We start from the raw sequence: 11,914 nt of genomic DNA on the forward strand, positions 1-11,914 counted from the left end.
GTCACCCACCTCCCTCACTACCGGTCCGGCCGCCGCCGACCGGTCGGACGGCAGCCAACAGCCGCCCCTCCAGCTCCGCCACGGCGCGGCGAAACGCCGTCGCGTCCGCGGCGTACATGCCGTGCACCCACATCACCCGCGGGTCCCGCCGCACCGCCAGCGCGAGGGTGCCCGGGGTCAGGGTGACGAAGAGCGTGAGCAGAGCCACCTCGGTGTCGGTCCGGGCGCACAGCGGAACCCGCACCACCGCGGGCTGCAGCCCCAGGCCCGGAGTGACGATCTCCCGGGCCACCACCAGGTTCGCCTGCACCAGCCGACCCGCGAACCAGGCCAGAAACCCCGCGATTCGCGCGGCCCGGACCGCGGCCCGCCACACCACGCCACTCATCGCCCGCTCACCGCCCGCACATACCCAGCCGGCTCCAGCAGTCCCGCCGCGGCGGCGTCGGCCACCTGCAAGAGCGGCCCGCCCAACGGCCCGAGCAACAGCGCGCACCCGCCGAGCGCCAACGGCGGTCCGAGCAGCGCCAGGCCGGGGCGGGCGGTTCGCTCCCGGGCCGCTCGCGGCACCTCGCCCCAGAACGCGATGCCCCAGATCTTCAGCATCGACAGCAGCGTCACCAGGCTGACCAACACCGCCACCATCAGCACGAACCAGTCACCGACCTCGTTGGCGGCTCGCAGCACCAGAAACTTGGCGAGGAACCCGCCGAACGGGGGCAGACCGGCCAGGGACAGGGCGGCGACGCCGAAGGCCAACGCGAGCAGCGGGTTGGACGAGGCCAGCCCACCCAGCCGGCTCAGCCGGTCGGTGCCGCGGGTGGCCCGTACCACCGCCGCGCACAGGAACAGTGCCGCCTTCACCAGCACGTACTGGGCCAGGTAGAAGATGGCGGCGGCGAGACTCGCGGCGGTGAACAGGGCGAGCCCAAGCAGCACGTACCCGATCTGGCTCACCATGTGGAAGGCCAGCACCTTCCGCATCGAACCGACGCCGATCGCGCCGAGCACCCCGATCACCATGGACGCCAGCGCCACCGCCACCAGCAACGGGTGGTACGCCGGATCACCGCCGTACAACACAGCGTAGATCCGGATGATCGCGTACAACCCCACCTTGGTGAGCAGGCCGGAGAAGAGCGCGACGACCACCGGTGACGCGACCGGGTAGGCGCGGGGCAGCCAGTCGTGCAGCGGCACGAGCGCGCCCTTGAGCGCGAACGCCAGCAGCACGACACCGCCGGCGACCGCGGCGGCGGGGACCTCCCGGGCCATCCCGGCGAGGTCCGCGAGCCCGACCGTACCGGTGACCCCGTAGAGCAGTCCGACACCGGCCAGCAGGATCGTGGAGCCGAGCAGACTGGTGGCGACGTACACCCGGCCCGCGCCGGCCCGCCCCGGGCCGCCGGAGAGCGCCAGCAGCACGTAGGACGGAACGAGCATGACCTCGACCAGCACGAACAGGTTGAACAGATCGGTGGTGAGGTAGGCGCCGTACGCGCCCGCCGACAGCACCATCGTCAGCGGCAGGAAGGCCTGCCGGCGATCGTCCCCGGTCCCGGCGGCGGCCACCAGGCAGGCGAGCACCACCGTCGCCGAGACCGTGACCAGCAACGCGCTCAGTGGGTCGGCCGCCAGGGTGATCGCGACAACCGGCGGCCAGTCCCCGACCCGAAGCACCGGGACCTCGCCGTCGCAGGTCGCCAGGAGCAGGACGACACCCACCGCGATGACCGCTGCCGTGGCGAGCAGCGCCACCACCCGTCGCAGCACCAGCCGGCCGGGGAGAGCGAGCAGGACGGCGGCGGCGAGTAGCGGACCCACCAGCGGAACAATCAGCAGGACGCTCACCGCGGCCCCCCGTCCCACGTCTCCGGTGGTCGACTCCCCCGCCGGGAGGCGCGGCGCAGCAGCCGCAGCAGGTAGACGGTGATGCCGAAGGTGATCACAATGGCGGTCAGGATGAAGGCCTGGGGCAGCGGGTCGGCGCTCTCCGAGCCCCCGCCGTCAGCCGGCGGCTCGCGCCGGTGCAGCCCGCCGGCGGCCAGCAGAAGCACGTTCACCGCGTGTCCGAGCAGCACGAAGCCGAGCACCAGCCGCAGCTGCCCGGGGCGAAGCAGGAGGAAGACGCCGGCCGCCACCAGCACCCCGACAATCAGCGGCCCGCTCATCGGTCTCGCTCCCGAACCGGCCCGGGCGCAGGTCCGGCGGGCGCGCTGTCCAGTCGACGGACCGCCGCCACAACCAGGGCCAGCACCATCAGGTACACACCCAGGTCGAACAGGAGAGCCGACGACACCGAACCGACGCCGGGCAGGGGGAGCTTGACCGGGGTCAGGAAGGCCCGGCCCACGGCCAGCGGCGCCATGCCCGCGACGAGCGCCAGTAGCAGGCCGACAGTGAGCAGTGGCGCTCCCCGAAGGCGGCCCAGCAGCGGCGCTCCCGCGGGGTGCGCCAGGTGGCCGAGTCCGACCGCGGTACCGGCGAGCAGTGCGGCGATGAACCCACCCCCGAGCTCCTGGTGGCCGCGGAGGAACAACACCGCGGACGCGGCGAGCATGACCGGAGCCAGTACCCGGTATGCCAGCTCGAGGACCGGATCGACGGCGTGCCGTACGGCGTCAGGGCGATGCCGTACGGCTTCGGCCGGCCGGGCAAACCCGATCAACCCAACCGCGACCACCGCGAGTACGACCGCCTCGCCGAAGGTATCCAGGGCCCGGAAGTCGACGAGGATGGTGTTGACCAGGTTCTGCCCACCGGTGGCCGAGGATGCCTCCCGCAGGTACCAGGCACCGACGGGCGACAGGTCGCGGCGGCCGGTCAACGCCGCCGTCGCCGCCGTCGCCGCCACCCCGGCGAGCACTGCCAGCCCGATGCCAGCGATGATCCCCACCCGACGGCCCGGCGCGACCAACCGGCCAGGCCGGCCCCGCAGGGCGAGCATGACCACCACCGTGGTGAGCACCTCGACCAGCATCAGGGTGAGCGCCACGTCCGGTGCCCCCGTGGCGAGAAACCAGATTGCCAGGATCAGGCCGACCGCGCCGGTCAGCGCGACCGCCGCGAGCGCCGAACGGGTGGTGACCAGGCCGGCGAGGGTGACCAGTAGCAGCCCGAACACGAGCCAGTCCCCGGGCCGGGTGGCATCCGGGTGCCGGGCAGGTAGCGGGCCGAGCAGCAGCGCGGCGACCGCCGCCAGCGCCACCACGGCGAGCAGCGGCCGGGCCAGATAGGGAGCGGGCGCCGTGACCTGGGCGGGTCGGGCCACGACCGCCCCTAAGCGCACCAACGCGCGCCGCCACCGCTCGAGGTGTCCGGTGAACGGAGAGGTGGTCGGTATCGCCGCGAGCACCGGATCGGTCCGGCGCCGGTACCAGAACAGCAGCGTCCCGAGCAGGACGGTGAGTACGGAGAGCCCGAGCGCCGGGGTAAAGCCATGCCAGAAGGCCAGGTAGGGCGCCTGCCCCTGGGGCCGGGCATCGCTGGCTGCCCGCTCCACCATCGGGCTGAGGAAGGCGACGGCGGGGCCGAGAGCGGTGGCGAGGACCGCCGCGACAGCCGCCGGAGCCAGGAAGGACCAGGCCGGTTCGTACAGCTCACGCTGCCGGGTCGGGCCGGAGAGGACACCATGGACCAGCCGCGCCGCGTACGCGAAGGTGAGCGTCGCGGCGAGCACCGCCAGGCCGGCGGCGATCCACCCGAGCCAGGGCACCTCGTCCACCGTGACGAGCGCCTCGAAGATCGCCTCTTTGCCGACGAAACCGATCGTCGGCGGCAGGCCGGCCAGCGACATGGCCGCCAGCACGGTGAGCGTCACGGTGATCGGCATCGCCCGCCACAACCCGGACAGGGCCCGGATATCCCGGCTGCCCGCCTGCCGGTCGATGATTCCCACCAGCATGAACAGCGTCGCCTTGAACAGGGCGTGCGCGATCGTGTACAGGATCGCCGCCGCGTCCGAGGCGGGCGTGCCAACGCCGATGACGCTGACCAGCAGGCCGAGCTGGCTCACCGTGGAGTACGCGAGCAATGCCTTGAGGTCGTGTTGGCGGAGCGCCAACAGCGCGCCGACGATCGCGGTGAGCAGCCCGAGGCCGATCAGCGTGAGGTCCCACGGCCACTGACCGCCAAACAGCGCCGAGAAGCGCATCAGCAGATAGATGCCCGCCTTCACCAGCGTGGCGGCGTGCAGGTAGGCGCTGACCGGAGTGAGGGCGACCATGGCACCGGGCAGCCAGAAGTGGAACGGCACCTGCGCCGACTTCGTGACGGCCGCAAAGATCACCAGGGCACCCGCCGCCCAGGCGGGTCCGGTCGCCAGCCGGCCCGGATCGGCCAGGATCAGATGAAGGTCGCTGGTGCCGAGGCTCGCGGTAAGCACGACCACCGCCACCAGCAGCGCCACGCCACCGGTGGTGGTGACGACGAGGGCCTGGATCGCCGGCCCGCGGGCCTGCGGGCGACCGTCCTGCCCGATGAGGACGAAGGACAGGATGCTGGACAGCTCCCAGAAGGCGAAGAGCAGCAGCAGGTCGTCGGCGAGCACCAGGCCCAGCATCGCCCCGGCGAACAGGGTCATCGTCACGTACACCCGGGTGTGCCGGCTGTCCGGGCTCAGATAGCGCGGACAGTACGCCATCACGGACGCGCCCACTCCCAGCACCAGCAGGGCGAAGATGAGACTGAGGGCGTCCATCCGCAGCTCCGCGTACACCCCCAGTGACGGTAGCCACGGCCAGGAGATGGTGACCGCCTGGTCGGCGAGGAGCACGGGGCGCTGGGAGATAAGCAGCCCCGCCCCGGTCAGGTAGCCGACGGCGAGCACATACCCGGCGTTTCGCCCCCACCACCAGGTCAGCACCGGCGCTGCGGCGGCGAGGAGGAACTGCCCGCCGAGGACGACAGCGAGAATCATGCCGGCCCGCAGCAACCGGGCCGGCGTCGCCAACGAGCACCCGGCACCGCCACGGCTGCCATCGCCTTCTCCCTACTCCGCCGACCGCGTCGGGGCTGCGGACTACCCGTCCGGCGCCCTTCGACACCTATTCCGACGGACGAATAAGCCGGATGTATGCGATGGAACACCGGTGGCGGTCGGCTGTGGTGACAAACATCGCTAGCCTGAGAGGCCAGTGAGATTTCTGCGGCAGACGAGGCTTGCGCGTGACCACGCGCACCAACGGCGGGTCCGGCCGTGGGTGAGGGAGCCGCCGTCGAGGCGACGAGGAGGACGTCCGTGACACAACAGACCCGGGACGAGGTGGACGGTCTGCTGCCACACGATGAGTTCCGCGCCGTCGGTGACGCCATCGTGGGGAACATCGAACAGGTCATCGAGGGCAAGACCGCCACCGTGCAGCTCGCCCTCGCCGTTCTCCTCGCCGAGGGCCACCTGCTCATCGAGGACGTCCCCGGAGTCGGCAAGACCAAGCTGGCCAAGGCACTGGCGCGCTCGATCGACTGCTCGGTACGCCGCATCCAGTTCACCCCCGACCTGCTACCCAGCGACGTCACCGGGGTCAGCGTCTACAACCAGGAGACGCACGACTTCGAGTTCCGCCCCGGCGCTGTCTTCGCCAACCTGGTGGTTGGCGACGAGATCAACCGAGCCTCGCCGAAGACCCAGTCAGCGCTGTTGGAGTGCATGGAGGAGCGGCAGGTCACCGTGGACGGCGTGACCTACCCGCTGCAGACGCCGTTCATGGTGGTCGCCACCCAGAACCCGATCGAGATGGAGGGCACGTACCCGCTGCCGGAGGCCCAGCGCGACCGCTTCACCGCCCGGATCGCGATGGGGTACCCGGACGCCGGGGCCGAGTTGGCGATGCTCGACGGGCATGGTGCCACCGACCCGCTGGAGTCGCTCCGGCCGGTCTCCGACGCCAGCACCGTCAGCCGACTCATCACCCACGTCCGGCAGATTCACGTCGCCGACGCCGTCAAGCGGTACGCGGTGGAGCTGGTCACCGCCACCCGCGAGGCTCCCGACCTCCGCCTCGGCGCGTCCCCCCGAGCGACCCTCCAGTTACTGCGCACCGCACGCGCGGTCGCCGCGCTCGAGGGGCGCGACTACGTCCTCCCCGACGATCTGCAGGTACTGGCCGTACCGGTGCTGGCGCACCGAATCATCCCGACCGCGGACGCCCATCTGGCCCGACGCACCACCGACACCATCGTCTCCGATCTGGTGCACCGGCTGCCGCTGCCGCTGCCGCAGGAGCGTCGGCGTTCGTCGTACGACACCCGGCCCGCCACCAACAAGGGCCGCGCCCCGTACGAGCCGCGGAGGGCATGAGGTGCGCGACGGGCTGCGCGGGCTGACCACGCGGGGCCGGTCGTTCCTCGCCGCGGCGGTCGCGGCGGGGATCTCGGCCACCATCCTGGGTGAGCGGGACCTGCTCCGGGTGGCGGTGCTGCTCGCAGTCCTGCCGCTACTGGCAGCATTCTACGTCGGCCGCAGCCGGTACAAGCTGGCCTGCAATCGTTCACTGGAGCCAGAGCGCATACCCGCCAGCGCCAGCTCCCGGGTGGTGCTGCGCCTACAGAACCTGTCCCGTCTACCCACCGGCACGCTCCTGCTGGAAGACCGGCTGCCGTACGCACTGGGCAGCCGGCCCCGGGTCGTGCTGGACCGACTCGGCGCACAGCAGGCCAGCTCGGTGGCGTACACGGTGCGGGCCGACGCACGCGGCCGATACAAGATCGGCCCACTGGTGGTCCGGATAGCCGACCCATTCGGTCTGTGCGAGGTGACCCGGGCCTTTCCCAGCACCGACCAGTTGACGGTGGTCCCGCAGGCCACGCCCCTGCCCACGGTCCGGCTTCCCAGCGAGTACGCGGGCAGCGGCGACAGCCGGGCCCGGTCGGTCGCGGTGCACGGCGAGGACGATGCGGCGACCCGGGAGTACCGGTTGGGCGACGACCTACGGCGGGTGCACTGGAAGTCAACCGCGCGCACCGGTGAACTGATGGTCCGCCGCGAAGAGCAGCCCTGGGAGAGCCGCGCCACCGTGCTGCTGGACACCCGGGCGTACGGGCACTGCGGTGACGGGCCGACGGCGAGCTTCGAGTGGGCGGTCTCCGCCGCCACGAGCATCGCCGTGCACCTGCGGCAGGGGGGCTACCGGCTACGGCTGCTCACCGGCTCCGGGACGGATCTCGACGCGACGGAGGCGACCGGGCACGGGCTCCTCCTGGACAACCTGGCCGACGCCCACCTCGACCAGCGGGCTGAGATCGCCACGCTGGTCCGGGAGGTTCGGCAACACGTCGCCGGCGGTCTGATCATCGGCCTGTTCGGGACCCTCAGCACCGCTGAGGCCGAACTACTGGCCGCGCTACGCGGCAACGGCGCCACCTGCGTGGCGTTTCTCCAGAACAGCTCCACCTGGCTCACCCTGCCGGCCAGTGCCCGGGCCGAGGCCGACAACGCGCACGCCAGCGCCGCGCTCGCGCTGGTACGAGGTGGCTGGCGAGTGATCGGCGTAGACCACGGCTCCCGGTTGCCGATCCTGTGGCCGCAGGCCGGCCGCGGCTCGCAGGGCTTCGCTGTCCGGGCCGCGTCGGCCGAGACCGTGGCGAGCAGACGATGAACCGGAGGCCGCACGCATGATCTCCCACCGGAACCTGGGCCTGGTCGCTGCCGCCGCGACACTGCTCGCCGCGGCACCGTTGTCGGCCATCTTCGACCGCTGGACCTGGCTGGTCCAGTCGACCATCGCGGTCGCGGTGGTGGCCGCGGTGGCCGCCCTGGCCCGGCTGGGGCGGGCCCCGCGGTGGGGGCAGGTGCTGGCCATGCTCGGTGGCCTGTTACTCGCCCTGACGTGGCTCTTCCCCTCCGGTGCCGAGTTGCTGGGCGTGGTGCCGACCCCGGCCACCATCGGGCACTTCGGGGCGCTGGCGGAGGCGTCGCTGGCAGACATGCGCACCTACCGCGTCAAGGTGCCCGACACCGACCCGATGCTATTCCTCACCGTGCTCGGCATCGGCGGGGTCGCCGTGCTGGTCGACCTGATGGCGGTCGGGCTGCGCCGGCCCGCGCTCGCCGGCCTGCCGATGCTGGCCATCTACTCGGTCCCGGTGGCGATCTACGTCGACAGTGTCCCGCCGCTGCCGTTCGTCATCGGCGCGGCCGGCTACCTGTGGCTGTTGGCCGCCGACAACGTCGACCGGGTCCGGCGGTTTGGCCGGCGCTTCACCGGCGACGGCCGGGGGGTGGACGTGTGGGAGGCCTCCCCGCTTGCCGCCGCTGGCCGCCGGCTCGCGGCGGTGGGGGTCGCGGTCGCGGTCCTGCTGCCGCTGGCGGTGCCGGGGCTGAGCGGCGACCTACTCGACCGGCTCGGGTCGGGCACCGGGGAGGGCACGGGTGGAGCGGGCCGGGGCACAACCGGCCAGGTCGACCTCTTCTCGGCCCTGCAAGGCCAGCTCAACCAGGGCGAGGTCACCGACTTGGTCAAGGTGACCACCAATGCGCCGTCTCCCTCCTACCTACGGTTCGGCACTGCCGACCAGTTGCGAGGCGACGGCTTCCGGGCGCGCTCTCCCAGTGGTGCAACGGTCAACCGGGAGTTCAGCCCGACCGTGCCGGACCGAGAGGGAATCACCCGCGCCCGCTATCAGGCGACGGTTGAGGTGACGGAGGGTTTCGACATGCCGCTGCTGCCGGTGTACGCCGAGCCGGTGCAGTTCACGCTGAACGGCAGATGGTCCTACGACACGAACCAACAGGTCCTCTTCTCCAACCGGGAGCGTTCGCCGGGCAAGCGCTACGAGTTCGAGTACGTGCAGTCGACCTACTCCCCGACGGCGCTGCGGCAGGCCCGCCCACTTCCGGCCGAGCACAGCCTCCGCCGGCAGACGGCCACGCCGACGGTGCCTGCGGTGGAGGCTTTGGTGGACGAGCTCACCCAGGGCCACCACACCGAGTACGACAAGGTGCGGGCCATCTACGACCACTTCGCCACGGAGAACGGGTTCGGCTACGCCCTCAGCACCGAGGGGGGCACCAGCGGTCAGGAGATCGTCGACTTCCTCACCAACAAGGTCGGGTTCTGCCAGCAGTACGCCGCCGCGATGGCGTGGTTGGTTCGCGCCGCCGATATTCCGGCGCGGGTCGCTTTCGGGTTCACCACCGGCAACAAATCCGACGGTGACGCCTACGTGCTGACCAACCGCAACCTCCATGCCTGGACCGAGGTCTACTTCGACGGATTCGGCTGGGTGCCGTTCGACGCCACTCCCGCGTATGGCGTGTCGGGGGCCGTCCGGTCCGACTGGGCCCCCGACCTGGATGCGGAGGAGGAGGTCACCCCAGGGCCGAGCGCGACAGCGGGGCCGGCGGGATCGGGTTCCGGGACGAATCAGAACCAGGTGGAGGAGGGGCTGGAGGAGGAGCTGTCCGGGCAGTCGAGTGGCACCGGCACCCCCACCCGGCCCGGGTCATCCTGGCTCTGGTGGGCTATCGGGGCGCTGGCCCTGCTCATGCTGCTCACCGCCCCGGCGTTGCAGCGGTCCACCCTACGCCGACGGCGCAGTGGCAGACGGATGCCGTCGGCCACGTCGGCCGGGGTATCCACGGGCGGGATGTCTTCGCGCGACCAGCACATGGTGGTGCTGGCCGACGCGGACCGGGCACGGGCCGACGCGCACGCGGCCTGGGACGAGTTGCTGGACACGTTGGTGGATTTCCGCCAACGGATCAACCGGGCGGAGACGCCACGCGCCACCGCGAGCCGGCTCGCCCGGGACACCTTCCGTGCGGACAGTGCGGCCACGTCGGCGGTACGGCTGCTGGGCCGGGCCGAGGAACTCGCCCGCTATGCCCCGGATCCGCACCCCGGGGAACCGCTGCTGCCGGCCCTGCGCCGGGTCCGGGCCGCGCTCGTGGCGGAATCCGACCGCCGCACGCGCCTGCTGGCGGCAGTCCTGCCCCCGTCGATGCTGCTGCGTTGGCGGGTCGCCGTCGCAGACGCCTCGGCCCGCCTGGTGTCGTCCTACGGCCGACTCCGGGCCGCGACCCTACGCTGGAGCCCGCGTCGGCTGCTCACCGACCGCGACCCCCGTTGACCACACTCGCCCCAACCGGCGAGGACCGGTTGGGGCGGGTGTGGTCAAGGGCTCAACGGCGCCCCTCCGGGCGCTGCCGCCACCGGTCCTCCATCCGGTCCAGGATTGACGGTCGACGACCCGACCGCCCACGGGGCCGGCGGCGCGCCGTCGTCCCACCCACGACATGCAGGTCGGGGGACTGCGACCGCCGGTGTGACTGCGCCCCGAAGCCCAACGCGGCCAACATGACGACGAAACCCGCCACCGCTAGTGGCGGGGTCTTGATCACCGCGCCGTAAACCAGCAGGGACAGGCCGACGACGACCACGCCGGCAGCGATGAGCAGACGACGCCGCGCGTGGAAACGCGGGTCGCTGGCGCGCACGGCCGAGGCGAACTTGGGGTCCTCGGCAAGCGACCGCTCGATCTGATCGAACAGCCGCTGCTCGTGCTCCGAGAGCGGCACGGCACTCCTCCCCGGTCACGTTGGTCGGCCCGGGCGGCCGACAGACCGTGGCAGCCAACCAGCTGCTTACCCGCAAGTCTACGAGGGCCCTCGCGCGTCGGAAAGCGGGACGACCTATGGCCGGCGCTGATTTTCCCTCAGGTGCTGGTCACGGGCGCGCAACAGGCTGGCTGGACCGATGACGGACCGCCCGAAACGGGCCGCGGCGGCGTCAACGGCGCGTTCGGCTTCCCGCCATCCCCGGGCGGGCTCACCGAGGACGAGTTGCCGAGGTGCGTCCTGGACGGACATGATCCGCTCGGCCCGGACGCCGACCAGCCGGATCGGTTCCCCGGGGTCGAGGAGGGTGTAGAGCGCCCAGGCAGTGTCGAACATCTCCCGACCGACATCGGTCGGAACATCGAGACTGCGGGAGCGGCTGACGGTACGAAAGTCGGCCAGCCGTACCTTCAACGCCACCGTCCGCCCCACCTGGCCGGAGCGACGCAGCCGGGCACCGACCTTCTCGGCGAGCCCGAGCAGAGCCCGACGGATCTCCCGCCGTTCGGTCACGTCATCGTCGAACGTCACCTCCGCACCGACCGACTTCTCCCCCCGCTCCGGGGTGACCCGCCGCGGATCCCGTCCCCACGCCAGCTCGTGCAGGTGCCGAGCCGCGGCGGCACCGAGCGCCCGACGGAGCATCCCGTCCGGCGCCTGCGCCAGCTCGCCGACGGTGACCAGACCGAGCCGGCGCAGCGTCTCGGCCGATCGCTCCCCAACCCCCCAGAGCGCCGCCACCGGCAACGGATGCAGAAAGTCAAGCACCCGGGCGGTCGGAACCACCAGCAGCCCGTCCGGTTTGGCCCGGGTCGAGCCAAGCTTCGCGACAAACTTGCTTGACGCCACCCCGACCGAGCAGGTGAGCCCCACCTCGCTCGCCACCCGCTCGCGGATCAGCCGGGCGATCGCCGACGGCGGGCCGAACAGCCGCTGGGCGCCGGCCACGTCGAGGAAGGCCTCGTCCAGGGAGAGGGGCTCGACCAGCGGGGTGACCTCCCGGAAGATCTCCATAACCCGGCGCGAGGCGGTCGTGTAGGCGGTGAAGTCGGGCGGCAGGAAGACCGCGTGCGGGCAGAGTGCCCGGGCCCGCACGGTCGGCATCGCGCTCTGGACGCCGTACCGGCGGGCCGGGTAGCTCGCCGAGCTGACCACTCCCCGCGGCCCGAGCCCGCCGACCACGACCGGCCGCCCGCGTAGCTCCGGCCGGCGGTGCACCTCGACAGCGGCGAAGAAGGCGTCCATGTCAACGTGCAGCACCCGACATCCGGAGTCATCGGCGTCCGGCCCGAAACGCGGGTCGCCGCCGCGCGGCAATGACTGGCTGCGGCCCATACCCGGAAGGCTAGTGCGGGTGTC

The 11,914-nt window shown here is 71.9% G+C and carries 9 protein-coding genes; 3 read left to right on the forward strand and 6 right to left on the reverse strand.

The annotated features are described in order from the left end of the window. Position 1: 1 nt before the first annotated feature. The 4 genes from SALPAC6_RS0101560 to mbhE are packed head-to-tail and all read right to left on the reverse strand — an operon-like array spanning position 2 to position 4,918. Entirely contained in the window at positions 2–388 is a 387-nt protein-coding gene (locus tag SALPAC6_RS0101560) for a Na+/H+ antiporter subunit E (RefSeq protein WP_018251691.1), read from the reverse strand. Beyond that, positions 385–1,869, reverse strand: coding sequence for a monovalent cation/H+ antiporter subunit D family protein (locus tag SALPAC6_RS0101565; RefSeq protein ID WP_018251692.1), 1,485 nt, complete (start codon positions 1,867–1,869; stop codon positions 385–387). Before SALPAC6_RS0101565 ends, SALPAC6_RS0101560 begins: the two co-directional genes overlap by 4 nt. Next, positions 1,848–2,171: a sodium:proton antiporter gene (locus tag SALPAC6_RS0101570; protein WP_018251693.1), complete on the reverse strand. Its 324-nt coding sequence runs from the start codon at positions 2,169–2,171 to the stop codon at positions 1,848–1,850. The genes SALPAC6_RS0101565 and SALPAC6_RS0101570 overlap by 22 nt, the downstream gene beginning before the upstream one ends. Beyond that, positions 2,168–4,918 (reverse strand): hydrogen gas-evolving membrane-bound hydrogenase subunit E, encoded by a 2,751-nt coding sequence (mbhE, locus tag SALPAC6_RS0101575; RefSeq protein ID WP_026189230.1) that lies wholly within the window; start codon positions 4,916–4,918, stop codon positions 2,168–2,170. The genes SALPAC6_RS0101570 and mbhE overlap by 4 nt, the downstream gene beginning before the upstream one ends. A 321-nt stretch (positions 4,919–5,239) precedes the next feature. On the opposite strand from mbhE, the gene SALPAC6_RS0101580 reads away from it, so the two are divergent. The 3 genes from SALPAC6_RS0101580 to SALPAC6_RS0101590 are packed head-to-tail and all read left to right on the forward strand — an operon-like array spanning position 5,240 to position 10,068. Continuing rightward, the gene (locus SALPAC6_RS0101580; RefSeq protein ID WP_018251695.1) at positions 5,240–6,298 is read left to right on the forward strand and encodes an AAA family ATPase; all 1,059 of its coding nucleotides are present in this window, start codon (positions 5,240–5,242) and stop codon (positions 6,296–6,298) included. Between the two features lies 1 nt (position 6,299). Beyond that, the gene (locus SALPAC6_RS0101585) at positions 6,300–7,595 is read left to right on the forward strand and encodes a DUF58 domain-containing protein (RefSeq protein ID WP_018251696.1); all 1,296 of its coding nucleotides are present in this window, start codon (positions 6,300–6,302) and stop codon (positions 7,593–7,595) included. A 16-nt stretch (positions 7,596–7,611) separates the two neighbouring features. Next, the gene (locus SALPAC6_RS0101590) at positions 7,612–10,068 is read left to right on the forward strand and encodes a transglutaminase family protein (RefSeq protein ID WP_018251697.1); all 2,457 of its coding nucleotides are present in this window, start codon (positions 7,612–7,614) and stop codon (positions 10,066–10,068) included. Between the two features lie 52 nt (positions 10,069–10,120). Here the strand turns inward: SALPAC6_RS0101590 and SALPAC6_RS0101595 are convergent, their stop codons facing one another. Beyond that, the gene (locus tag SALPAC6_RS0101595; RefSeq protein WP_018251698.1) at positions 10,121–10,516 is read right to left on the reverse strand and encodes a DUF3040 domain-containing protein; all 396 of its coding nucleotides are present in this window, start codon (positions 10,514–10,516) and stop codon (positions 10,121–10,123) included. A gap of 114 nt (positions 10,517–10,630) precedes the next feature. Next, complete coding sequence (locus SALPAC6_RS0101600; protein WP_026189231.1) at positions 10,631–11,890, reverse strand: DNA polymerase IV; 1,260 nt, start codon at positions 11,888–11,890, stop codon at positions 10,631–10,633. Positions 11,891–11,914: the final 24 nt, after the last annotated feature.

The sequence above is a fragment of the Salinispora mooreana genome (assembly GCF_000379065.1).
Taxonomy (GTDB): Bacteria; Actinomycetota; Actinomycetes; order Mycobacteriales; family Micromonosporaceae; genus Micromonospora; species Micromonospora mooreana.